This is a genomic window from Microbacterium alcoholitolerans (assembly GCF_050408615.1).
In the GTDB taxonomy this organism is placed as follows: Bacteria; Actinomycetota; Actinomycetes; order Actinomycetales; family Microbacteriaceae; genus Microbacterium.
In genome coordinates, this window is the sequence record NZ_JBNTKD010000001.1 from 2,521,949 (window position 1) to 2,543,991 (window position 22,043).

Consider the following 22,043-nt stretch of genomic DNA (forward strand, 5'->3'; position numbering starts at 1 on the left):
GCAATGGTTGCAGTAACGCAACTAATTGTGTATGGTTGACCTCTGTCAACTTTCTATCGGGAGCACCCCTGTCTTGAACTCCACCACCGTTTCCTCATCCGAGAGCGTGCGCTCGGCCCGCGAGGTCTTCACCGCGATCTCCGGCCTCATCGTCGGCATGTTCGTCGCGGTGCTCTCCGGCACCGTCGTCTCGACGTCGCTGCCGGTCATCATCGCCGACCTCGGCGGAACCCAGTCGCAGTACACCTGGGTGATCACCGCCAGCCTGCTGGCGACCGCCGTGTCCACGCCGATCTGGGGCAAGCTCGCCGACCTCGTCGACCGCAAGATCCTCGTCCAGCTCTCGCTGATCCTGTTCACCGTCGGCACCGTGATCGCGGGCTTCTCGACCGACACCAACATGCTCATCGCCGTGCGGGTGGTGCAGGGCATCGGCGTCGGCGGCCTGATGTCGCTCGTGATGATCGCCGTCGCACTGATCATCTCGCCGCGTGAGCGCGGCAAGTACATGGGTGTCGTCGGCGGCATCATGGCGCTCGGCACCATCGGCGGGCCGCTGCTCGGCGGCTACCTCACCGATGAGTGGGGGTGGCGCTCCAACTTCTTCGTGGGCGTGCCGTTCGCCATCATCGCGCTGGTCCTGCTGCAGTTCACGCTGCACCTCCCCAAGCCGCAGAAGGCGAAGGTGTCGATCGACTACTTCGGCATCGTGCTGCTCGCCGTCGGCGTCTCGACTCTGCTGATCTGGGTGTCGATGGGCGGCAGCCAGTTCGACTGGGACTCGAGCACCAGCATCATCCTCGCAATCGTCGCGGGGCTCGCCATCATCGGCTTCGTCGCCGTCGAGTTCTTCGTCAAAGAGCCGATCGTGCCCATGTCGCTGTTCCGCAACCGCACCTTCACGCTTTCGGTCGTGGCATCCATTGCCATCGGCGTCTCGATGTTCGCCACCTCGGTGTTCCTGGCGCAGTACTTCCAGCTCGCGCGCGGCGCGACGCCCACCGAGTCGGGTCTGATGACGATCCCGATGATCGTCGGGCAGATGGGCGCGTCGATCATCATCGGCCAGCTCGTGAGTCGCTTCGGCAAGTGGAAGGGATGGATGCTGACCGGCTCCGTCCTGGCGCTGATCGGCGTCAGCCTGATGTCGACGCTGCGCTACGACACCTCGTTCGCGCTGGTCGCGACGTACATGTTCGTGCTCGGCGCGGGTCTCGGCATGGTCATGCAGAACCTCACGCTGATCGTGCAGAACGACACTCCGCCGCAGCAGCTGGGCGCGGCGTCGTCGAACGTCAACTTCTTCCGCACGATCGCCGGCACCATCGGAGTCACGATCATGGGCTCGCTGATGGCGAGCAGTGTCGCGACGCATGTCTCCGAAGGCCTGAAGGGCTTCACACCGACGTCCGCCGACGAGGTCGAGGCTCTGGGGCACCTCGCCACCGGCAATGTTCCGAACGTGGGGGAGCTCCCTCACGCCATCCGCACGGTCGTGGAGTCCGCCTACGGGCTCGGCATCGCCGACGCCTTCATTATCGCCATCCCGCTCTCGGTGATCGGCGTGATCGCGATCGCATTCATCCGGAACAAGCCGCTGTCGACCAAGAACGCCGCCGAAGAGCTGCGCGAGCAGGCCGAGGAGTCGATCATCGAGGTCGGCGAAGCCGAGGTCGGCGCATCGATGAACTCGACCGGCACCGTCCGGGTCGTCGCAGCCGAGTCCACCACGGCGAGCGCACCGGCCGCCCCGGCGCCGAGCTCGGGGCGCTGACGTGACCGCCCGCGCCGCGGCATCCATCGACTCCGATGAGGCCATCGCCGAGTTCCAGGCGCAGCTGCACCTGGTGTTCGCGAAGGCCCGGTCGGTGTGGAAGGAGTCCGCGGCGCGGGTGCACGTCGAGCTCTCGCCGGCCGGATACAAGCTGCTGACCTTCGTCGCCCGCGCGGGCAGCACCAGCGCTCACCAGCTCGCCGAGGCGTTCGAGATGGACAAGTCGGTCGTCAGCAGGCAGGTGCGGATGCTGGAGGATCTCGGTCTGGTGCGCTCGCACGCCGCCGAACACGACGGCCGTCAGCGGGTCCTCGCGGCGACGCCGGAGGCGACCGAGGCGCTCGCCGCAGTGCGCGCGGATCATGCGTCGTGGATGCGATCGGCGATCGGCCAGCTGACGCCCGACGAGCTGAGCGCCGCCTTGAAGGTCTTCCACCTGCTGGCGGAGGGCTGAGGCCGGCACAGTCCGGCTCGGTCCGAGGCAGTTCGGCTCCGTCCGGCGCCGTACGGCTCCGTCCGGCGCCGTACACTGGCGATCATGAGCGCCCCCTCCGACCTCCCCTCTGACGCGACGCTCGAGGGGGCTGCGCTCGACCAGGCCATCACGCGCGTGGAGCAGGAGCTGGGGCGCCTCTTCGCCCGCATCCGGATCAGCTGGCGCGAGGCCGCCGCAACCGTGCATCCGGAGCTGCAGCCGCTCGGCTACCAGGTGCTCACCTCGATCGCCAGCGGCAAGGCGACCTCGGCCGGCGCCATCATCGAGCGCCTGCAGACCGACAAGTCGGCGGTGAGCCGCCACGTGCGACAGCTCGAGCAGCTCGGGCTCGTGGAGAGCGTCCGCGACCCCGACGACCGGCGTGCCCGGCGCCTCGTCGCCACGGAGCTCGCCCAGGAGCGCGTGGCGATCGCCCGCGCGCAGTACGAGGGTCGCATCGGCGAGCGCCTGCGCGCGTGGTCGGCCGCCGACCTCGAGCACTTCGCCGACCTGCTCGACGCCCTCGGCGGCTGAAGCGGCCTGGGCAGCCGCCTCCACGGCTGCACTTCGCGCGGCATGGTTACGGCGACTCGGTCCTCGCCCCCGCTCAGCTACCTCGCCCCTGCCCATTTGCGTAACTGAGCAGGGGCGGCGCAGCCCAGCAGGGGCGGCGAGGGTCGCGGCGCGGACGCGCGTGGGTTGCGCTCGCCATTCGAACCTGCTTGGATGCTGGAAAGCGCTTACCCAATATCAGCCGGGAGGCGCGACGACTTCCCGACAGCAGAGACAGGACGGACCACCATGACCGAAGTGCGTGAGATCGGCATCATCATGAACGGCGTCTCCGGACGCATGGGCTATCGGCAGCACCTGGTGCGCTCGATCCTCGCGATCCGCGATCAGGGCGGCATCGAGCTTCCCGACGGATCGAAGGTGACCGTCAAGCCCCTCCTGGTCGGCCGCAGTGAGGCCAAGCTCGCTGAGCTCGCCGCCCAGCACGACATCGCCGACTACACCACCGACCTCGATGCGGCGCTTGCCGACCCGCAGTGGGAGATCTACGCCGACTTCCTGGTGACCAAGGCCCGGGCATCCGCCATCCGCAAGGCGATCGCCGCGGGCAAGGCGATCTACACCGAGAAGCCGACCGCCGAGTCGCTCGACGAGGCACTCGAGCTCGCCCGTCTCGCCAAGTCGGCCGGTGTGAAGACCGGCGTCGTGCACGACAAGCTGTACCTGCCGGGTCTGCAGAAGCTCAAGCGCCTGATCGACTCCGGCTTCTTCGGGCGCATCCTCTCGGTCCGAGGCGAGTTCGGCTACTGGGTGTTCGAGGGCGACTGGCAGCCGGCGCAGCGTCCCAGCTGGAACTACCGCACCGAAGACGGCGGCGGCATCATCAGCGACATGTTCCCGCACTGGAACTACGTGCTCGAGAACCTGTTCGGCGAGGTGCGCTCGGTGTACGCGCAGGCAGCTGTGCACATCGCCGACCGCTGGGATGAGAAGGGCGAGCACTACAACGCCACCGCAGAGGACGCCGCATACGGAATCTTCGAGATCGAGGGCGGCATCATCGCCGAGATCAACTCCTCGTGGACCGTGCGCGTGAATCGCGACGAGCTGGTCGAGTTCCAGGTCGACGGCACCCATGGCTCGGCGGTCGTCGGACTCTTCGGCTGCAAGATCCAGCCGCGCAATGCCACGCCGAAGCCGGTGTGGAACCCCGACCTCGAAGACACGCACGACTACGACGCCGACTGGCAGGATGTGCCGACCAACGACGTGTTCCTGAACGGCTTCCGCCAGCAGTGGGAGGAGTACCTCACCTCCTACGCGCTCGGCACCGACTACGCGTTCGACCTGCTCGCTGGAGCCAAGGGCGTGCAGTTCGCTGAAGCCGGCCTCGCCTCGAGTGCCGAGGGGCGCAAGGTCGTGCTCGAGGAGCTCTCGCTGTGACCACGCTGCGCCTGCTGGCATCCGATGGCACGACGTCGGATGCCGCTCTGAACGACTCCGGCGCGTACACACGGCCGGCCGCTCCGCTGCAGAGCCGCGTCGCTTACGCCGCCGCGCACGTGGTGCCGCGCGTCTGGGCCGACAACACTCCCGGTCAGCCGGCCGACATCGACTGGGACGCCACACTCGCCTTCCGGCGCAACGTGTACTCGTGGGGTCTGGGTGTGGCGGATGCCATGGACACCGCCCAGCGCAACATGGGCCTCGACGCCGCAGCCACCCGCGAGCTGATCGCGCGCAGCGCCGAGGTCGCCCGTGAGGAAGGCGGCTCGGTCGTCGTCGGCGTCAACACCGACCACATCGACGAGACGCACATCTCGCTGCAGCAGGTGATCGACGCGTACATCTCGCAGCTCGAGTTCACCGAGGAACAGGGCGCCGGGCCGGTCCTGATGGCGTCCCGTCACCTCGCCCGCGTCGCGAGCGGCGCCGACGACTACCGGCGGGTCTACCGTGCCGTGCTCGAGCGGGCGACCACGCCCGTTGTGCTGCACTGGCTGGGCACGGCGTTCGACCCGGAGCTGGAGGGCTACTTCGGTTCATCCGACTGGCAGACGGCATCCGATGTGCTTCTCGACATCATCAACGAGAACCCGGGCAAGGTCGCCGGCGTCAAGATGAGCCTGCTGAACGCCGAGAGCGAGATCTCGGTGCGCGAGCGGCTCACCGAGGGTGTGCGCATGTTCACCGGCGACGACTTCAACTACGTCTCGCTGATCGGCGACGCCCCTTCGCCGACAGCACGGGACGTCGCCGAGCGCACCCGCACCCACTCGGATGCCTTACTCGGCGCGTTCGCGGCGATCACCCCCGTCGCCTCGGCGGCGATCCAGGCGCTGGATGCCGGTGACCACGCCGCCTACGAGCGCATCCTCGGTCCCACCGAGGAGCTCAGCCGGCAGGTCTTCGCCGCACCGACGTTCTACTACAAGACCGGCGTCGCATTCCTGTCCTGGCTGAACGGGCACCAGCCGGCGTTCCAGATGGTCGGCGGACTGCACTCCGCCCGCAGCCTGCCGCACCTGAGCCGCATCGTCGAGCTGGCGAACTCGTCGCTCGCGCTCGAGAAGCCCGAGCTCGCTCGCGAGCGCTGGCACGGGATGCTGCGACTGAACGGAGTGGACGCATGAGCATCGACCCGCGACTCTCCATCAACCAGGCCACCATCAAGTACGCCGACCTCGCCACCGCGCTGAAGGTGACGTCGGATGCCCGTGTGCAGTCGATAGGCCTCTGGCGGGAGCCGGTGAACGAGGTCGGTCTCGACACCGCTGTGCAGATGCTCGCCGATTCCGGCCTGCGGTTCTCGACCCACTGCCGCGGCGGGTTCTTCACCCTCCCGGCAGGAGCCGAGCGGGACGCCGCGCTCGAAGACAACCGGCGTGCGATCGATGAGACCGCAGCTCTCGCGACTGCGGGCGCCGAGGGGTCGACGGCCGTGCTGGTGCTGGTCGCCGGCGGGCTTCCGGAGGGTTCGCGCGACCTCATCGGGGCCCGCGAGCGGGTGCGGGATGCCATCGGCGAGCTCGTCCCGTACGCGCAGAGCGCGGGGGTGACGCTGGCGATCGAGCCGCTGCATCCGATGTTCGGATCCGACCGCTGCGTCGTCTCGACGCTCGGGCAGGCCCTCGACATCGCATCCGACTTCGCGCCTGAGACCGTGGGCGCAGCCGTCGACACCTTCCACATCTGGTGGGACCCGCAGGTCTACGAGCAGATCGCCCGTGCCGGACGCGAGGGGCGCATCGCGACGTACCAGGTGTGCGACTGGAAGACGCCGCTCCCCGCCGACGTGCTGCTCAGCCGGCACTACATGGGCGACGGCGTGATCGACTTCGCCTCGCTCACCCGCGCCGTCGTCGAGACCGGGTACGACCGCGACATCGAGGTCGAGATCTTCAACCAGCAGATCTGGGACGATGCCCCGCAGAACGTGGTGGCGCGCACGGCGGCCGCGTTCGCCGAGACCGTATCGCCCCACCTGCGGTGAACGCCGGCTGAGAGGATGAGCGCATGACCGTTCTGCGACCCGGACTGTGCTCGGTCACGTACCGGCAGCTCACCCCCGAGCAGATCGCCCCGCTGGCGGCGGACGCCGGACTCGAGGCGATCGAGTGGGGCGGCGACGTGCACGTGCCGCCCGGAGACCCCGAGCGTGCTGCAGAGGTTGCCCGCGTGACGTCGGATGCCGGGCTCGCGGTCTGCTCGTACGGCTCGTACTTCCGCTCCGGCGCGGACGAGCAGCTGACGCCGATCCTCGACAGCGCGGTCGCGCTGGGCGCGGATCGGGTGCGCATCTGGGCGGGGCGCGTCGACTCCGGCGATGCGTCGCCAGAGGAATACGCGCGGATCGTCGCCCGGCTGCGGGATGCCACGGCCGAGGCATCCGATCGAGGCATCGCCCTTGCGCTCGAGTTCCACCGCGGCACCGTCGCGGACACCCCCGATGCCGTGCTGCGCCTGCTCGCCGACGTCGACAGCCCCGCGCTTTCGACGTACTGGCAGCCGTCGGTCGGCGCCCCCGATGCGGTCGCGCTCGCCGAGTACGACGCGGTGGCGGCGCACACCAGCGCCGTGCACGTGTTCTCGTGGTGGCCCGCGGCCGAGCGGCTGCGCCTGCGCGAGCGCGCCGACCTGTGGCAGTCGCTGTTCGCCTCCGCGCACGGGCACGAGACGCCCCCGCGGGACGCCCTGCTGGAGTTCGTCCTCGGCGATGACCCCGCGCTGCTGGCATCCGAGGCGGCGACACTGCGCCGGTGGATCGCCGAGGCACGATGAGTGGGGCCGGTGCTGCCGTCCAGGTCGCAACCGTTGCCGCTATTCGCGCGTCGAAGCGGCAACGAGTGCGACCTGGACACCGCTCGGGCTCCGATAGCGGCAACGAGTGCGACCTGAACGCGCCCGTCGATAGGCTCACCTCATGACCGCTGACGTGCGACGCTCGCCGACCCTGCACGATGTCGCTCGCGAGGCCGGGGTCTCGCTGGCGACGGCCTCGCGAGTGCTGAACGGCTCGGAGCGCAAGGTCGCCGACTCGTACCGCGTTCGCGTCGAGAAGGCGGCGGAAGATCTCGGCTACACCGCCAACGCCTCGGCGCAGGCGACAGCTCGCGGCACATCTGCGGCGATCGCGCTGCTGGTCGCCGACATCGCCGACCCCTACTTCGGCCTGATCGCGTCGGGCGTCGCCCGGGGCGCCGACGGGGAGAACCTCATCGTCACGATCGCCATCACCGAACGCGACCCCGATCGCGAGGCGAAGATCCTGCGCGCGCTGCGCGGGCAGCGTCCGCGGGGCGTGATCCTCGCCGCCTCCCGGACAGACGACGGCGAGGGCCGCACCGTCGCCGAACTCGCCGCGTTCCGCGACCTCGGCGGGCGGACGGTCACGTTCGGGCCGGGTGGCGATCGCAGCATCCGCATCGACAACCGCACGGGCGCGGAGAGGCTCGGGCGCGAGATGACGCGACTCGGATATCGCCGCGCCATTGCGATCGCGGCGGCCGAGGGCGTGCGCACCTCCGACGACCGCCTCGGCGGGTTCGCAGAGGGCTTCGAAGCGGGCGGCGGCGAGATCTCGCGTGTGTACCGGGGGACGTTCGAACGCGAGTCCGGCGCGTCTTCGATGCGCAGGGCACTTGAAGACGGCGTGGATGCCGGAACGCTGGTGTTCACGCTGAGTGACGTGGTGGCGATCGGCGCCATGACGGCGATCCGCGAGTCCGGGCGCACCGTCGGCGCCGACATCGCTGTGACCGGGTTCGACGATGTGCCCGTGAGCCGGGATGTCACGCCGCAGCTGACGACGGTGCGCGTGCCGCTGAGCGACCTGGGCTATCAGGCGTTCCGCGCCACGGTGGATGACGAGTGGGCGCAGTCGCCGATGGAGCTCGAGGTCCTTGTGCGCGACAGCACACCGGGGGTGGGGGCGCTGTGATGCGGATCGTGTTCGCCCCGGACAGCTTCAAAGGCTCGATCACCGCCGCGGACGCCGCTGCCGCGCTCGCCGCGGGCTGGCGCGACGTGGACCCCGGAGCAGAGATCGTGCTGCGCCCGATGGCCGACGGGGGAGAGGGCACCGTCGCCGCCTTCGCGGTCGCCGTGCCCTCGGCAGAGCGGATGCCGGTGAGCGTCGAGGGCCCGGCCGGCAGGCCCGTGGAGACGTCGTGGCTGCTGCTGCCGGCATCCGATGACGCGCCGCGCGGCACGGCCGTGATCGACCTGGCGTCAACGTCAGGAATCGAGATGCTCGACGAGCTGCGGCCGTGGGATGCCGACTCGCGCGGCTTCGGTCAGGCGATCGCCGCGGCGCTCGACCACGGAGTCTCACGGTTGGTGCTCGGCATCGGCTCAAGCGCGTCGACAGACGGCGGCACGGGGATGCTGCGGGCGCTCGGCGCCCGGTTCCTCGACGAATTGGGCGACGAGGTCGCGCCAGGGACACGCGGTCTGCCCGATATCGCGCACGCAGACCTCAGTGGCATGCGCAGGACATCTGATGTGCGAGTGCTCACAGACGTCACCAATCCGCTCACCGGGCCGCGTGGCGCAGCTGCCGTGTTCGGACCGCAGAAGGGCCTGACCGACCGCGGTGATCAGCAGCGCACGGATTCTGCTCTCGCGCGGCTGGCGACGCTGCTCGATCTCGACGCCCTGACTCCCGGTGCGGGGGCGGCCGGCGGTGTCGGCGGCGCGCTCGTCGCGTGGGGTGCGCGACTGCTTCCCGGTGCGGCGGAGGTCGCGCACCTCATCGGCCTGGCTGCAGCTCTCGCAGGCGCCGACGCGGTCGTGACCGGCGAAGGCGCCTACGACGGCCAGTCCGGCGACGGCAAGGTGCCCTCGCACGTCGCGTCGTCGGCCTCGGATGCCGGTGTGCCGGCCCTCCTCGCCGCGGGCCGCATCGACGAGCATGCCGACACCGGCATATTCACCTCAGTGGTGTCGCTCACCGAGCTGGCGGGGTCCTCGGCATCCGCGCTGTCCGATCCGGAGCGCTGGCTGCATGCGGCCGGCGCGGATCTGGCACGGGGGTTCGCGGGCCGGGGCCGCTGAGGCACCGCCCTCCGTCGAGGAGGCGGTCGAGCCTCGAGGTTTGACACGTCTGAAGCATCGACATACACTCGAATTCAGTACTTCGGAATACGCTTTCCCGAACAGCCAGCCACCCGGACATCGTCGTCAAGGAAACCCATGTCGTCAACGCAGAACGCCACCATGGCGCTGGCGGTCGCGCAGCGCAACCGCGAGCCGAGCCCCCTCATCCGCTTGTGGACGCGCTACTGGCACCCCGTCGTCTTCGTCCTCGTGCTGGTCGTCGTCTGGTGGCTCGTCACCGCGATGAAGTGGGTGCAGCCCTACATCATCCCGTCGCCCGGCGACACGTGGGCCGCGTTCACCGACAACGCCGCCTACCTCGCGCAGAACACGTGGGTGACGACCTACGAGACTCTCATCGGATTCGCGATCGCCGTGGTCGTCGGCGTGTTCGTCGCCGTCATCATGGTCTACTCACAGGGCCTGGAGAAGACCCTCTATCCGATCATCCTGTTCGCTCAGGTCATCCCGAAGATCGCAATCGCGCCGCTTTTCATCGTCTGGCTCGGTTTCGGGGCTGCGCCGAAGATCCTCGTGGCCGTCCTGATGGCGTTCTTCCCCGTCGTCATCTCCGGCCTCGCCGGCTTGCGGTCGGTAGACCCCGAGATCCTCCAGCTCACATCGACGATGGGCGCCAGCCGGCTGCGAACCTTCCTCAAGGTCCGCCTGCCCGCCGCGCTTCCCGAGCTCCTCTCCGGCCTGAAGGTCGCCGCGACCCTTGCGGTCACCGGTGCGGTGGTCGGTGAATTCGTCGGCGCGAACGAGGGCCTGGGATACGTGATCCTGCAGGCGAACGGCAATCTCGACACGGCCATGCTCTTCGCAGCGCTCATCATCATGTCGCTGCTCGGGGTGCTGCTGTTCGCCGTGATCCAGGTCGCCGAGAAGTTCCTGATCCCCTGGCACGCGTCCAAGCGTGACGTCGGCGCCGCCACGGTCCGGCTCTGACCGGCGCCGATCCTCCAGCATCCACAAGCCACACCAAGACACACACACCATTCACTGCAAGGAGACCTGATGAAGAAGTCAGCATCCGTCCTCGGCGCCGTCGCCGTCGTCGCCGCATCCGCACTCGCGCTCGTGGGCTTTCCGGAGCATCCCCTGACAGCGGTGAGAGCCCGGGAGCCGGCGGTGGCGGACTCACCGACGTCACTCTGATGCTCAACTGGTACCCGTACGGCGAGCACGCCCCGTTCTACTACGGCGTCGAGCAGGGCATCTTCGAAGAGCACGGCATCAACCTCGAGATCCAGGCGGGTCAGGGCTCGACCAAGACCGCGCAGGCCGTGGGTCAGCAGCAGGTCGACTTCGGCTGGGCCGACACACCGGCAGTCCTCGCGAACATCGACAAGGGCGTTGCGATCAAGAGCGTCGGCGTCTTCCTGCATACCACGCCGTCGGCGGTGCAGGTGTTCGCCGATTCCGGAATCGAAGAGCCCGAGGACCTCAAAGGCAAGACCATCGCCGTCTCGGCCGGAGACGCCCCGACCACGACGTTCCCGATGTACCTCGAGGCCGTCGGCCTGCAGGAGTCGGACGTGAAGCAGCAGAACCTCGACCCCGCCGGCAAGATCGCGGCCGTGCTGTCCGGTCAGGTGGACGGCCTCATCGGCTTCGCGCACGACCAGGGCCCGACGATCGCTGCGAAGAGCGGCAAGGAGATGCGCTACCTGCGCTATGCGGATGCCGGCCTGAACTTCTTCAGCAACGGCCTCATCGCCCACAACGACACCATCAAGAACGATCCCGACCTCGTCAAGGCGCTCGTCGCCGCGACGTCGGAGGCGTTCAGCGCAGCCGCCGACGACCCCGAGGCGGCCGTTGAGGCCATGGACGGCAAGGATCCGCAGATGCCTGAGGCAGAGGTGCTGCTGAACCAGTGGCAGGAGACCATCAAGCTGCTCAGCACGCCGGCGACCGAGGGCAGCGCCCCGGGTGCCAACGCGACTGAGGACTGGCAGGCCACCCTCGACGTCCTGGCCGAGGCCGGGCTGATCTCCGGCGAGGGCGAGGTCGACACGTACTTCGACGCCTCGTTCGCGCCGGGTGAGTGACATCGCTGCCACCGTGGCCGTGCAGCACGAACAGGAGACGACGCACATGACGCATGCGCAGCCGACGGCGCTCGAGATCGCCGACGTCGCCATCACCTTCGCTTCGAAGCGAGGCCGGGTGAACGCGCTGGAGGGAGTCGACCTCGATGTCCAGCAGGGCGAGTTCATCACCATCGCGGGGCCGTCGGGCTGCGGCAAGTCGACGCTGCTCAAGGCTGTCGCCGGTCTGACACTGCCGAGCGCAGGACGGATCCGCCTGAACGGCGAGGACGTCACCGCCCCGCGGCAGGACATCGGCTTCGTGTTCCAGCGCGCGGCGCTGCTCGAGTGGCGCAGCGTGCGCGGGAACAGCCTGCTCCAGGCCGAGATGCGCGGGATGGACATGAAGAAGGCGCAGGCCCGCGCTGACGAGCTGATCGAGATGACCGGACTCGGCGGTTTCGAGAAGGCGCTTCCGCACGAGCTCTCCGGTGGGATGCAGCAGCGGGTGTCGCTGTGTCGTGCTCTTCTTCACGAGCCGCGCGTGCTGCTGATGGACGAGCCCTTCGGCGCTCTCGACGCTCTGACTCGCGAGAAGATGAACGTCGAGCTCAACCGCATCTGGGCGCGCACCGGCACCACCGTGCTGCTGGTCACCCACTCCGTCGCAGAGGCGGTGTACCTGGCAAGCCGGGTCGTGGTGATGAGCCCGCGGCCCGGCCGGATCCTCGAAGAGCACCGCGTCGACCTTCCCGCCGAACGCGGCTACGCCGAGGTGCTCGAGACACCGGAGTTCCACAGGATCTCCAGCCGGGTGCGCGAACTGCTCGGATCCCCCCGGGGGCGACTGAATCGAGTCGGGTCCCGTCGCGTTCGCGCACGACCCGAAGGGGATCGCGCAGAACGCAGGGTGCTGCCGCGTACCAGCCCCTGCGATTCGCGCGATCTCCTGCAGATAGAGCGGGCGGGATCAGCCCCTCAGCGCCGCAGCCACGACCGCCCGAGCCTCCTCCTGAACCTGAGCGAGGTGCTCCGGGCCGCGCAGACTCTCGGCGTACAGCTTGTAGACGTCCTCGGTGCCGGAGGGACGCGCGGCGAACCAGGCGTGCTCGGTCTGCACCTTCAGCCCGCCGATGGCCGCGCCGTTCCCCGGTGCGTTCGAGAGCTTCGCCGTGATCGGCTCGCCGGCCAGTTCCGTCGCGCTGACGGCATCCGGCGCAAGCTTGCCGAGTGTCGCCTTCTGCTCGGGCGTCGCCGGGGCATCCACCCGCTGGTATGCCGAGGAGCCGAAGGCCTCCTCGAGCTCGCGGTAGCGCTCGGATGGCGACTTTCCGGTGACGGCGATGATCTCGGCGGCCAGGAGGCACAGCAGGATGCCGTCCTTGTCGGTCGACCACACGCTGCCGTCCCTGCGCAGGAAGGATGCGCCCGCCGACTCCTCCCCGCCGAACGCGACCGAGCCGTCGAGCAGCCCCGGGACGAACCACTTGAAGCCGACCGGCACCTCGAGCAGGCGGCGTCCGAGAGACTCGGCGACGCGGTCGATGATCATCGACGACACCAGTGTCTTGCCGATCGCCGCGTCGCGCGGCCAGTCGGGGCGGTGCGAGAACAGGTAGTCGATGGCGACGGCGAGGTAATGGTTGGGGTTCATCAGTCCGGCATCCGGAGTGACGATGCCGTGCCGATCGGCGTCGGCGTCATTGCCGGTGAGCACGTCGAAGTCGCCCTTCTTCGCGACCAGCGACGCCATCGCGCTCGGCGAGGACGGATCCATCCGGATCTTCTCGTCCCAGTCGAGGGTCATGAACCGCCAGGTGGGGTCGACCTCGGGGTTGACGACGGTGAGCTCGAGGCCGTGCATCTCGCTGATCAGCGCCCAGTAGTCCACTGACGCCCCGCCCAGCGGGTCAGCGCCGATCCGCACGCCTGCCCGCTTGATCGCGTCGATGTCGATGATCGAGGGGAGATCTCGCACATACGCGTCGCGGAAGTCGTAGGTGCCGATCGTGGAGTCGTCGATGTCGGCGTGCCGGACGCGCTTGACGCCCTCGAGACCTGCGGCGATCAGATCGTTCGCGCGCTGGGCGATCCAGCCCGTGGCATCCGTGTCGGCCGGGCCGCCGTGCGGCGGGTTGTATTTGAACCCGCCGTCGCGGGGAGGATTGTGCGACGGGGTGACCACGATGCCGTCGGCGCGTGCGGGGTCGTCGGCTGCGAGCGTGCGGTTGTGCGTGAGGATGGCGTGGCTGAGGGCGGGGGTGGGCACCCACGACTCGCGGGAGTCGATCCGCACGTCGACGCCGTTGCCGATGAGCACCTCGATCGCCGTGCGCTCGGCCGGCAGCGACAGGGCGTGCGTGTCGCGGCCGAGGAACAGCGGGCCGGTGATGCCCTGGCCCTCGCGGTAGTCGACGATGGCCTGGGTCGTGGCGAGGATGTGGTCCTCGTTGAAGCTCGAGGTCAATGCGGATCCGCGGTGGCCGCTCGTGCCGAAGACGACGCGCTGCGCGGCGACAGCGGGGTCAGGATGCCGGTCGTAATACGCTGCGATCAGCTCGTCGACGTCGATCAGGTCTTGTTCCTCCGCGGGGAGGCCGGCACGGCTCGTCATGCTCCCATCTTGCAACTTCGGCGAGCGGGACGCGAGATGTCACTAGGCTTGCGGAGTGATCGAACGCCGCACGTACAGCTATCTGGGCCCAGCCGGAACGTTCACCGAGGCGGCGCTCGACCAGGTTCCCGAGGCCCGAGGCCACGAGTGGAAGCCCGTGCACAACGTGGGCGAGGCGCTCGACGACGTGCTCGAGGGGCGCAGCCACGCGGCCATGATCGCCATCGAGAACTCGGTCGAGGGCGGCGTCTCCACCACCCTCGATGCGCTGGCCACGCTGCCGGGCCTGCGGATCGTCGGCGAGTACCTGGTCAAGGTGAACTTCGTGCTGGTCGCGAAGCCCGGCACGACGCTCAACGACGTGCAGGTCATCGCGGCGCACCCGGTGGCATACGCGCAGTGCCACACCTGGCTCGGTGAGAATCTCCCGAAGCACGCCCACGTTCCGGCCGCCAGCAATGTGGCATCCGCCATCGGGATCCTCGACGGAACCCTGCCCGCGCAGGCCGCGATCGCCGCTCCAGGCATCGTCGCGCATCACGACGTCGAGGTCCTCGCCGAGCAGATCGGCAACAACGACAACGCAGTGACGCGGTTCGTGCTGGTGTCGAGGGCCGCTGTGCCCGCCGACCCCACCGGCGCCGACAAGACCTCGCTGATCATCGAACTTCCCGTCGATCGTCCCGGCGCGCTGCTCGAGATGCTCGAGCAGTTCTCGACGCGCGGCATCAACCTCTCGCTGCTGCAGTCCCGCCCGATCGGCGATGCGCTCGGCCGGTACCGATTCGTGGTGGATGCCGACGGGCATGCCTACGACGAGCGGATGGCCGACGCGCTGCTCGGCATCCGACGGTTCAGCCCCCGCGTCGTCTTCCTCGGCTCGTATCCGCGCGCCGACCGCAAGATCGTGCACTACCCCGAGCGCTACGCCGACGGCGTCTTCATCGAGGCCCGCGACTGGCTGCGCGGCCTCATCCACGGCGAGCCCGAGGCGTAGGCCGGCGACGTGTGCCCGGTCGGTTCTGCGCTCCTGCCGGGTGTGCGCTCCTGCCGGGATGCCAAAGTTTGGTTCCAGCGCATCGAGACCAGACTTTTCCGTCCCAGACTGACTCGCACAGCGGGCTGGGATGCGAAGGTGATGCGAAAGTGCGCTGCCGAAGCCGTCGGATCAGACGATGGCATCCCGCGCGCGGCGCGAGGACCGCGGCGCGAGGACAACGGAGCGCGCAATAACGGGCAGTGCGCCGCAGGCTCAGCGGGCGAGCAGCTCCAGGGTCTGGATGCGGCCGCGGGTCTCGTCGAGGGGCTCGGCGTCGTATGCGCCGGCGACCGGCGAGAGCATGATCTCGTCGACGTCGTGGCGCGCGGCGAAGGACGTGAGGTCGGATGCCACGGACTCGGCATCCCCGACGAACCAGCGCTCGCGCATCGCGTCGACGAGCGCGACCTCATCGGCGGGCGCTGCGGCGAGCCCCGCGGTCGCCTCTTCGACGGTCTCGAGCGCGGTCAGCGGCTTGCCCTGACGCAGCCGCACCATCATTCGCAGCTGTGGCAGCGCGCGCTCGGCCGCCTCGGATGCCGTCGGAGCCGCCACCACGTTCGCCGTGAGGAACGTCAGCGGAGCCGAAAGCGACTCGCTCGGCTGGAATCCGGTGCGGTACAGGTCGAGAGCGCGCTCGAGCCCCACGCCCGAGAAGTGGTTCGCGAACACATACGGGAGGCCGTGTGCGGCCGCGAGCTGCGCCGAGTAATCGCTCGAGCCGAGCAGCCAGATCTGCGGCGTGCCGACGGCGGCGGGGGTCGAGGTCACCCGGTACTCGCCGCCGCTGGTGAACTGCAGCGTCGCGCCGTCCGGCTGCAGCATCAGCGCGATGTCCTGCACGTGCGAGGGGAAGCGCTCGACGTCGCCGGCGGTACCGGACTGGCGCAGCAGCTGCGTGATCACAGGGTCGCTGCCCGGTGCCCGCCCGATGCCGAGGTCGATGCGACCGGGCGCAAGAGCCTCGAGCGCGGCGAACTGCTCGGCGACGATCAGCGGCGCGTGGTTGGGCAGCATGACCCCGCCCGAGCCGACCCTGATGCGCTGCGTGCGCGCTGCGGCGGCCGCGATCAGCACCGGGGGCGAGGTCGATGCCACCGACGGCATGTTGTGGTGCTCGGCGAACCAGTAGCGGCGGAAGCCCAGTTCGTCCGCCCGCTGCGCGAGAGCCATCGACGCGGTCACCGCCTGGGCACTGGTCTGGCGCGTGCCGTTCGAGGTGGTGCGCACGGGAACGAGATCGAGGACGGAGAAGGCGGGAGCAGTCATCATCCGGTGCAACCTCGCGAAGTCGTCCGGCATTCCTCGCCACGGGGTTGACCTCCCGCTGTCAGCGGCGTAGGCCGAATACATGCGCAGTTTCGAAGACAGAGTGGATGCCGGTCGGCAGCTGGGTGAGCGGCTGGCCGAGCGGGAGTGGTCGGATGCCGTCGTGCTGGGCCTCCCGCGCGGTGGCGTGCCCGTCGCGGCGGAGGTCGCCCGGGCGCTTGACGCTCCGCTGGACGTGCTCATCGTGCGGAAGGTCGGGGTTCCCTGGCATCCCGAGCTCGCGATGGCCGCCGTCGGCGAGGAGGGCGCCGTCGTGCGCAACGATGACGTCATCGCCACCGCGGGCGTCTCGCGCGACGAGCTGGCCGCGGGCGAGCGTCGCGAGCGCGCGGAGGTGGAACAGCGAGCGGTGCGCTTCCGCGGCGGACGGGCACCGGAGTCTCTCGCGGGGCGCACCGCGCTGATCGTGGATGACGGCATCGCGACGGGCGCGTCGATGCGCGCCGCGTGCGCGATCGCGCGTGCCAGGCAGGCGGCGCAGATCGTCGTGGCGACGCCCGTCGCACCGGCGGATGTCGTCGATGCGCTCGCGTCGGACGCGGATGAGATCGTCTGCCTGTCGGTCCCGCCAGACTTCATGGCCGTCGGGGTGCACTACGTCGACTTCGGCCAGACCAGCGATGCCGAGGTGATCGACCTGATGTCGTGACCGCGGTGAGCAGAACGCGGGCGTTACGCTTTCGTGATGGATGCCAGTGTCTTCTTCGTCGTCGTCGGAGCCGTCGCGGTCGCGGCAGTCGCACGCTGGAGAGGGTGGCCCGCGCCGCTGCTGGTCACTGTCGTCGCGCTCGGGGCATCCTTCCTGCCGTTCGTCCCTGCGATCTCGATCGACGGCCATGTGCTGCTGAACATCGTGCTGCCCCCGCTGCTGTACTCGGCGGCTCTGGATGTGTCGCTGGTCAGCTTCCGTCGCAGCATGCCGCAGATCCGCCGGCTCGGCATCGGACTCGTCGTCGTGAACACGGTGATCGTCGGGCTGATCGCGTGGTGGCTGATGCCCGCGCTCACCCTGCCCGGCGCGCTGCTGCTGGGCGCGATCGTCGCGCCTCCGGATGCCGTGTCCGCGGCATCCATCGGCCGGAAACTCGGCCTGCCCCGCCGGGTGATGACGGTGCTGTCGGGTGAGAGCCTGATCAACGACGCCACCTCGCTCACGCTGTACCGCGTCTTCGCCGCGATCGTGGCGGGGTCGGTGGCTTTCAACCTGGGTGAGACGATCCGGCAGTTCCTGCTCGCCGTCGTCGTGGGCGTGGCCGTCGGCGTGATGTTCGGCATCGTGCTGCATCAGCTGCGCATGCGGGTGAGCGATCCGGTCGTCAACGGCACGTTCGGGCTGCTGGCGCCGTTCGGGGCCTACGGCATTGCCGAGCAGCTGCTGGGCTCGGGCGTGCTCGCCGTCGTCGCCATGGGTTTGTTCGTCGGCTTCAACGCTCCGCGCACCAGCTACACGACCCGTCAGCAGGAGGCGCCGCTATGGCTGTCGGCCGACTTCCTGCTGGAGTCGTTCGTGTTCGCCTACATCGGGCTGCAGCTGCCGCGGGTGATCGGAGACCTGCAGGACGGCGATGTCGGGCCGGTGATCGGCCTCGCGCTGGTCGTGCTGCTGACGGTGCTGGTCGTTCGTCCGCTGTTCGTCTACCCCGCGCACGCGTGGGGGCAGTTCTGGACGAAGCATCGGCTGCGCAAGTGGGAGGAGATCGCGACCAAACCCGCGCGGTCGGCTGCGGAGCAGAGGCGCCGCGACCGGCATCCGATCTCACCCGAGCGAGTGCGCGCTCAGCTCGCCGAGACGAAGCTGTCGTGGCGCGACAATGCCGTCGTCTCGTGGGCGGGGATGCGCGGCGTGGTCACGCTCGCCACTGCGCTCGCCGCAGCCGATCTGGCCGGTCTGGACGAGCAGGCCGAGCACGCGATCGTCGTGGTCGCCTTCATCGTCACCGTCGGCACCCTGCTGCTGCAGGGGTTGACGCTGCCATGGCTGATCCGTGCGCTCGGGGTGGTCGACGACAGCGAGGCGAAGGAGGATGCCCGCCAACTCGCGGCGGTGCGGGCACGCAGTCGCGAGGCGGGCAAGGCGTACCTGCGCTCGATGCGGCGCGAGTGGGCGCAGGAGCACGGCGAGGACCGCCTGCCCGCGTTCGATGCGTTCGCGCAGCGGCTGGTGAGAGTGGAGTCGGATGCCGAGAGCGCGCAGCTGGGCGAGCGGGCGCGTCCGACGTACGACGAGCTCGTGGCGCTCTCGCGTGGCTGGCTGGCGGTGCGTCGGCAGCTGCTGCTCGAGGAGCGGGATGCCGGAAATCTCAGCGAAGAGGTGATGCGCGAGCTGGTGACCGCGATGGATGCCGAGGAGCTGGCGCTCGACACGAGGATCGCGCACGGCTGAGAGGCTCGCCTCGCCTGCATGCGGAGGCCCTTGGCATCCGACTCCGGGCCAGCCCTGCACTGGCCGGTTCGGGCGGCAGGCTCAGGCGGCGACGAGCTCGTCGGCGTCGCGCAGCGCCGCGAGCACTTCGCGGCGGGCGCTGTAGCTGCCGTCGCGCAGCATGCAGAGGCTCTCGACGTCGTCCGGACTCAGTCCGTCTCGCGCGGCTTCACGCAGCAGGTCGTCCTTGGCGGCGGGGTACTCCATCTGCGTCAGAAAGCGCTCGATTGAAGGTGAGAGTGACATGTCTTCTTCTCCCGTGATTATCGTGCGGTCGTGGATCCTGTGGATCTTGAGCGCGGGGAGCGCCTGGACCGGGCGCTCCCCGCGAGGGTCAGGCGCCGATGGCCTCCCGCCGGTCGGTCGACTCGACGGCGATCTTGCGCGGCTTGGCCCGTTCGCTGACCGGGATGATCACCGAGAGCACGCCACTGTCGTACGACGCGCTGATGCCTTCACGATCGACGCCGTCGCCGAGCGTGAACTGTCGGAAGTAGCTGCCTGCGCCGCGTTCGCGGGCGATCCAGCGGAGCCCGTCGCCCGGGCCGCCGGTGCGCTGAGCGCGGATCGACAGCTGTGTTCCGTCGATGTCGACATCGATCGAACCGGGGTCGGCCCCGGGGATGTCGGCGTGCAGAACGTAGCGGTCACCGTCTCGGTACAGATCGACCGGCATCACGCGCGGTGCCGGCGCGGAGTCCAGCACGCTCGCGACGAGGCGATCCAGCTGGCTGATCGGGTCGAGGGTCATTGTCATGGTGTTCTCCTTTCGCTGTCCGCGTCGAGACTTGGAAGTCTCGACGTTCTTCGAGGGATGCAGGTTATCTGCATCCGGTGATGTATATTTATAGCTCCGAACGATTCAGATCTCAACCCCTGGACGGAGATCAGATGGCAGAGCGAGACAACTCCACTCCGCTGTACGGCATCGCGATCGCCGCCGAGCTGGCGGATGTTCCCGAGCCGACCCTGCGGCTGTACGAGCGGCGGGGGCTGCTCGCCCCTTTTCGCAGCGAGGGAGGCACTCGCCGGTACAGCGAGGATGACATCCAGCGCCTGCGCCGGGTCGCCGCGCTGCGTGATGCCGGGGTGAATCTGATGGGCATCGGCAAAGTGCTGGATCTTGAGGACGAGAACAGTGAGCTGAAGGACGAGAACAGTCAGCTGCGCCGCACGCTCGGTGACGAGCGGTGACGCTCGCGGTGAAGAGCGGTGACGCGCGGCGAAGCTGAGCGCGGCGCATCGCCGCCCCGGTTCAACGACGCCGCCCCTGCCGATTCGCGTGAATCAGTAGGGGCGGCGTCGGCCAGCAGGGGCTGGGATGGGAGGGGACGGGCTCAGCTCGCCGTCACGGGCTCCTTCTTGGTGTCCGGCTCACCGGCATCCGATCCCGTCTCGTCATCGTCGAGGTCCTCGGCGAACGGAAGGCCGTTGCGCGGAGCGTTGTAGAGCTCCTCGTCGAGGATGCCCTCGCGCTTGGCGACGATCGTCGGGACCAGTGCCTGGCCGGCGACGTTCACGGCGGTGCGGCCCATGTCGAGGATGGGGTCGATGGCCAGCAGCAGGCCGACGCCCTCGAGGGGCAGGCCCAGCGTCGACAGGGTGAGGGTCAGCATCACGACCGCGCCGGTGGTGCCTGCGGTCGCGGCCGAGCCGACGACCGAGACGATGACGATCAGCAGGTACTGCACGAAGTTCAGCTCGATGCCGAAGAACTGAGCGACGAAGATCGCGGCGATGGCCGGGTAGATGGCGGCGCAGCCGTCCATCTTGGTGGTGGCGCCCAGTGGCACGGCGAACGAGGCATACGCGCGCGGCACGCCGAGGTTGCGCTCGGTGACGCGCTCGGTCAGCGGCAGGGTGCCGATCGACGAGCGGCTGACGAAGGCCAGCTGCACCGCGGGCCACACGCCCGAGAAGTACTGCTTGATCGACAGTCCGTTGGTGCGGATCAGGACCGGGTAGACCACGAAGAGCACCAGGGCGAGACCGATGTAGATGGCGCCGGCGAACCAGGCGAGCGAGGTCAGCTTGTCCCAGCCGTACTTGACGACCGCGGCGCCGATGAGGCCGAAGGTGCCGATCGGGGCGATGCGGATGATCCACCACAGCACGCGCTGGATGACCTTCAGCAGCGACTCGGTGAAAGCGAGGAACGGCTCGGCCTTCTTGCCCGCCTTGAGTGCTGCGATGCCGACGGCGGCTGCGACGACGATGACCTGCAGGATGTTGAAGCCGACGCTCGAGGAGATGGCGCCGGTCTCTGCGTCGAGGCCGCTGCTTACGGTGAGGCCCAGGAAGTTCTGCGGGATCAGGCCGAGCAGGAAGTTCCACCAGGTGCCGACCGTGTACGGCGCGCCGGTCTCGAGGCCGTCGCCGGCCTTGGCGCCCGGCTGGATGACCAGGCCCAGCACGATCGCGATCGACACGGCGATGAACGCCGTGATCGCGAACCAGAGCAGCGTCTGACCAGCGAGGCGCGCTGCGTTCTGCACGCGGCGCAGGTTCGAGATGCTCGCCACGATCGCGGTGAAGATCAGCGGCACGACGGCCGCCTTCAGCAGCGTGACGTACGTGCTGCCGATGGTGTCGAGCGTCGCGAACAGCGGCGTCTCGTTCTCGGCACTGGCGCCGGTGGCCACAGCGATGAGGCCTGCCGTGATGCCGAGCACGAGGGCTGCGATGATCTGGAACCCGAACGAGGTCAGAAGCTTTCGGACCGGTCCGCGGGTGTCGGGCGCTTTCTGTGCGCGAGAGGTGGTGCTCACTGGGGTCTCCATGTCTTCGCGCGCACCATGCGCGCCACGGGAGACAACGTTAGGTGCGCATTCCTATTCCCAGGGCGGAGATGACGAAGGATGACGAACCTGGGTCCTTGTGCGGTCAGCTCGCGCGTCGCCGATCGGATGCTGTCGCCGGGAACATCTCCGCAGTGACGCCTTCGAGTAGCTCGCCCGGTTCGATCCTGAGCGCGTCTGCGATGCGCACCAGCGTCGGGATGCCCATCAGAGCGCGCCCCTTCTCGTAGCTGCGGATGTTCGACGAGTCGATGCGGGTGAGGTGCGCGAGGTCGTCCTGCGTGAGTCCGCGCTGCCTGCGAACGTCCGCGATCAGCTCGCCGATGTGAACGGCAGCAGGGGAGGGGACGCGAGGCACCTCCTAAGCGTCATGAATGTCCGTTACTTGTGCCAGGGTTAACGCACCCGGGTACTTGTACCGATCCGGGGTTGAGGGAGCCCTGGAGGTG

At 68.9% G+C, this 22,043-nt stretch carries 22 protein-coding genes and 1 pseudogene; 17 read left to right on the forward strand and 6 right to left on the reverse strand.

Annotation, left to right across the window (positions count from 1 at the left end):
* Positions 1–31 precede the first annotated feature (31 nt).
* The 13 genes and pseudogenes from ACQUSX_RS12055 to ACQUSX_RS12115 all read left to right on the forward strand — a co-directional run.
* On the forward strand, positions 32–1,774 hold the full coding sequence (locus ACQUSX_RS12055) for a DHA2 family efflux MFS transporter permease subunit (RefSeq protein WP_428907157.1): 1,743 nt from the start codon (positions 32–34) through the stop codon (positions 1,772–1,774).
* 1 nt (position 1,775) lies between these two features.
* Complete coding sequence (locus ACQUSX_RS12060) at positions 1,776–2,228, forward strand: MarR family winged helix-turn-helix transcriptional regulator (RefSeq protein WP_428907158.1); 453 nt, start codon at positions 1,776–1,778, stop codon at positions 2,226–2,228.
* Positions 2,229–2,312: 84 nt separating this feature from the next.
* Entirely contained in the window at positions 2,313–2,783 is a 471-nt protein-coding gene (locus tag ACQUSX_RS12065) for a MarR family winged helix-turn-helix transcriptional regulator (protein WP_428907159.1), read from the forward strand.
* A gap of 267 nt (positions 2,784–3,050) precedes the next feature.
* Entirely contained in the window at positions 3,051–4,205 is a 1,155-nt protein-coding gene (locus ACQUSX_RS12070; RefSeq protein WP_428907160.1) for a Gfo/Idh/MocA family protein, read from the forward strand.
* Positions 4,202–5,395 (forward strand): dihydrodipicolinate synthase family protein, encoded by a 1,194-nt coding sequence (locus ACQUSX_RS12075; RefSeq protein ID WP_428907161.1) that lies wholly within the window; start codon positions 4,202–4,204, stop codon positions 5,393–5,395. The genes ACQUSX_RS12070 and ACQUSX_RS12075 overlap by 4 nt, the downstream gene beginning before the upstream one ends.
* Positions 5,392–6,255: a sugar phosphate isomerase/epimerase family protein gene (locus ACQUSX_RS12080; RefSeq protein ID WP_428907162.1), complete on the forward strand. Its 864-nt coding sequence runs from the start codon at positions 5,392–5,394 to the stop codon at positions 6,253–6,255. The genes ACQUSX_RS12075 and ACQUSX_RS12080 overlap by 4 nt, the downstream gene beginning before the upstream one ends.
* Positions 6,256–6,278: 23 nt before the next feature.
* A complete protein-coding gene (locus tag ACQUSX_RS12085) occupies positions 6,279–7,043 on the forward strand; it encodes a sugar phosphate isomerase/epimerase family protein (protein ID WP_428907163.1) in 765 nt (254 codons plus the stop codon).
* Between the two features lie 142 nt (positions 7,044–7,185).
* Positions 7,186–8,202 carry a LacI family DNA-binding transcriptional regulator gene (locus tag ACQUSX_RS12090; RefSeq protein ID WP_428907164.1) on the forward strand — a complete coding sequence of 339 codons (1,017 nt, stop codon included), beginning with the start codon at positions 7,186–7,188 and terminating at the stop codon, positions 8,200–8,202.
* Positions 8,202–9,317: a glycerate kinase gene (locus tag ACQUSX_RS12095; protein WP_428907165.1), complete on the forward strand. Its 1,116-nt coding sequence runs from the start codon at positions 8,202–8,204 to the stop codon at positions 9,315–9,317. Before ACQUSX_RS12090 ends, ACQUSX_RS12095 begins: the two co-directional genes overlap by 1 nt.
* Positions 9,318–9,455: 138 nt before the next feature.
* Complete coding sequence (locus ACQUSX_RS12100; RefSeq protein ID WP_337332420.1) at positions 9,456–10,307, forward strand: ABC transporter permease; 852 nt, start codon at positions 9,456–9,458, stop codon at positions 10,305–10,307.
* A 69-nt stretch (positions 10,308–10,376) separates the two neighbouring features.
* A complete protein-coding gene (locus ACQUSX_RS12105) occupies positions 10,377–10,517 on the forward strand; it encodes a hypothetical protein (RefSeq protein ID WP_428907166.1) in 141 nt (46 codons plus the stop codon).
* The gene (locus ACQUSX_RS12110; protein ID WP_428907167.1) at positions 10,517–11,413 is read left to right on the forward strand and encodes an ABC transporter substrate-binding protein; all 897 of its coding nucleotides are present in this window, start codon (positions 10,517–10,519) and stop codon (positions 11,411–11,413) included. Before ACQUSX_RS12105 ends, ACQUSX_RS12110 begins: the two co-directional genes overlap by 1 nt.
* Before the next feature lie 46 nt (positions 11,414–11,459).
* Positions 11,460–11,900 (forward strand): annotated as a pseudogene (locus ACQUSX_RS12115) (ABC transporter ATP-binding protein); the annotation flags it as partial.
* Between the two features lie 462 nt (positions 11,901–12,362).
* Here ACQUSX_RS12115 and pgm read toward each other — a convergent pair.
* Positions 12,363–14,006, reverse strand: coding sequence for a phosphoglucomutase (alpha-D-glucose-1,6-bisphosphate-dependent) (gene pgm, locus ACQUSX_RS12120; protein WP_428907168.1), 1,644 nt, complete (start codon positions 14,004–14,006; stop codon positions 12,363–12,365).
* Positions 14,007–14,061: 55 nt separating this feature from the next.
* Here pgm and pheA point away from each other — a divergent pair, with 55 nt between their 5' ends.
* On the forward strand, positions 14,062–15,003 hold the full coding sequence (gene pheA, locus ACQUSX_RS12125; RefSeq protein ID WP_428907169.1) for a prephenate dehydratase: 942 nt from the start codon (positions 14,062–14,064) through the stop codon (positions 15,001–15,003).
* A gap of 255 nt (positions 15,004–15,258) precedes the next feature.
* Here the strand turns inward: pheA and ACQUSX_RS12130 are convergent, their stop codons facing one another.
* On the reverse strand, positions 15,259–16,317 hold the full coding sequence (locus ACQUSX_RS12130; RefSeq protein ID WP_428907170.1) for an LLM class flavin-dependent oxidoreductase: 1,059 nt from the start codon (positions 16,315–16,317) through the stop codon (positions 15,259–15,261).
* Between the two features lie 79 nt (positions 16,318–16,396).
* On the opposite strand from ACQUSX_RS12130, the gene ACQUSX_RS12135 reads away from it, so the two are divergent.
* Both ACQUSX_RS12135 and ACQUSX_RS12140 read left to right on the forward strand, forming a co-directional pair.
* On the forward strand, positions 16,397–17,023 hold the full coding sequence (locus tag ACQUSX_RS12135) for a phosphoribosyltransferase (RefSeq protein ID WP_428907171.1): 627 nt from the start codon (positions 16,397–16,399) through the stop codon (positions 17,021–17,023).
* 36 nt (positions 17,024–17,059) lie between these two features.
* The gene (locus ACQUSX_RS12140; protein WP_428907172.1) at positions 17,060–18,757 is read left to right on the forward strand and encodes a cation:proton antiporter; all 1,698 of its coding nucleotides are present in this window, start codon (positions 17,060–17,062) and stop codon (positions 18,755–18,757) included.
* A gap of 81 nt (positions 18,758–18,838) precedes the next feature.
* On the opposite strand, the gene ACQUSX_RS12145 is transcribed toward ACQUSX_RS12140, so the two are convergent.
* A complete protein-coding gene (locus ACQUSX_RS12145) occupies positions 18,839–19,042 on the reverse strand; it encodes a DUF2795 domain-containing protein (RefSeq protein WP_428907173.1) in 204 nt (67 codons plus the stop codon).
* An 88-nt stretch (positions 19,043–19,130) separates the two neighbouring features.
* Positions 19,131–19,553 (reverse strand): Hsp20/alpha crystallin family protein, encoded by a 423-nt coding sequence (locus tag ACQUSX_RS12150; RefSeq protein ID WP_428907174.1) that lies wholly within the window; start codon positions 19,551–19,553, stop codon positions 19,131–19,133.
* 134 nt (positions 19,554–19,687) lie between these two features.
* Here ACQUSX_RS12150 and ACQUSX_RS12155 point away from each other — a divergent pair, with 134 nt between their 5' ends.
* Positions 19,688–19,990 carry a MerR family transcriptional regulator gene (locus ACQUSX_RS12155; RefSeq protein WP_428907175.1) on the forward strand — a complete coding sequence of 101 codons (303 nt, stop codon included), beginning with the start codon at positions 19,688–19,690 and terminating at the stop codon, positions 19,988–19,990.
* A 143-nt stretch (positions 19,991–20,133) separates the two neighbouring features.
* Here the strand turns inward: ACQUSX_RS12155 and ACQUSX_RS12160 are convergent, their stop codons facing one another.
* Both ACQUSX_RS12160 and ACQUSX_RS12165 read right to left on the reverse strand, forming a co-directional pair.
* Positions 20,134–21,576: a dicarboxylate/amino acid:cation symporter gene (locus ACQUSX_RS12160; protein WP_428907176.1), complete on the reverse strand. Its 1,443-nt coding sequence runs from the start codon at positions 21,574–21,576 to the stop codon at positions 20,134–20,136.
* Positions 21,577–21,679: 103 nt separating this feature from the next.
* Complete coding sequence (locus ACQUSX_RS12165) at positions 21,680–21,952, reverse strand: helix-turn-helix domain-containing protein (RefSeq protein ID WP_428907177.1); 273 nt, start codon at positions 21,950–21,952, stop codon at positions 21,680–21,682.
* Between the last annotated feature and the right edge of the window lie 91 nt (positions 21,953–22,043).

Excerpts from the sequence above, each read along its gene's own strand:
- ACQUSX_RS12055 (WP_428907157.1), top strand. The coding sequence starts at position 32 with ATGGTTGACCTCTGTCAACTTTCTATCGGGAGCACCCCTGTCTTGAAC.
- ACQUSX_RS12065 (WP_428907159.1), top strand. The coding sequence starts at position 2,313 with ATGAGCGCCCCCTCCGACCTCCCCTCTGACGCGACGCTCGAGGGGGCT.
- ACQUSX_RS12070 (WP_428907160.1), top strand. The coding sequence starts at position 3,051 with ATGACCGAAGTGCGTGAGATCGGCATCATCATGAACGGCGTCTCCGGA.
- ACQUSX_RS12080 (WP_428907162.1), top strand. The coding sequence starts at position 5,392 with ATGAGCATCGACCCGCGACTCTCCATCAACCAGGCCACCATCAAGTAC.
- ACQUSX_RS12085 (WP_428907163.1), top strand. The coding sequence starts at position 6,279 with ATGACCGTTCTGCGACCCGGACTGTGCTCGGTCACGTACCGGCAGCTC.
- ACQUSX_RS12090 (WP_428907164.1), top strand. The coding sequence starts at position 7,186 with ATGACCGCTGACGTGCGACGCTCGCCGACCCTGCACGATGTCGCTCGC.
- ACQUSX_RS12095 (WP_428907165.1), top strand. The coding sequence starts at position 8,202 with ATGCGGATCGTGTTCGCCCCGGACAGCTTCAAAGGCTCGATCACCGCC.
- ACQUSX_RS12100 (WP_337332420.1), top strand. The coding sequence starts at position 9,456 with ATGTCGTCAACGCAGAACGCCACCATGGCGCTGGCGGTCGCGCAGCGC.
- ACQUSX_RS12105 (WP_428907166.1), top strand. The coding sequence starts at position 10,377 with ATGAAGAAGTCAGCATCCGTCCTCGGCGCCGTCGCCGTCGTCGCCGCA.
- ACQUSX_RS12110 (WP_428907167.1), top strand. The coding sequence starts at position 10,517 with ATGCTCAACTGGTACCCGTACGGCGAGCACGCCCCGTTCTACTACGGC.
- pgm (WP_428907168.1), bottom strand. The coding sequence starts at position 14,006 with ATGACGAGCCGTGCCGGCCTCCCCGCGGAGGAACAAGACCTGATCGAC.
- ACQUSX_RS12130 (WP_428907170.1), bottom strand. The coding sequence starts at position 16,317 with ATGATGACTGCTCCCGCCTTCTCCGTCCTCGATCTCGTTCCCGTGCGC.
- ACQUSX_RS12135 (WP_428907171.1), top strand. The coding sequence starts at position 16,397 with ATGCGCAGTTTCGAAGACAGAGTGGATGCCGGTCGGCAGCTGGGTGAG.
- ACQUSX_RS12140 (WP_428907172.1), top strand. The coding sequence starts at position 17,060 with ATGGATGCCAGTGTCTTCTTCGTCGTCGTCGGAGCCGTCGCGGTCGCG.
- ACQUSX_RS12145 (WP_428907173.1), bottom strand. The coding sequence starts at position 19,042 with ATGTCACTCTCACCTTCAATCGAGCGCTTTCTGACGCAGATGGAGTAC.
- ACQUSX_RS12150 (WP_428907174.1), bottom strand. The coding sequence starts at position 19,553 with ATGACAATGACCCTCGACCCGATCAGCCAGCTGGATCGCCTCGTCGCG.
- ACQUSX_RS12155 (WP_428907175.1), top strand. The coding sequence starts at position 19,688 with ATGGCAGAGCGAGACAACTCCACTCCGCTGTACGGCATCGCGATCGCC.
- ACQUSX_RS12160 (WP_428907176.1), bottom strand. The coding sequence starts at position 21,576 with ATGGAGACCCCAGTGAGCACCACCTCTCGCGCACAGAAAGCGCCCGAC.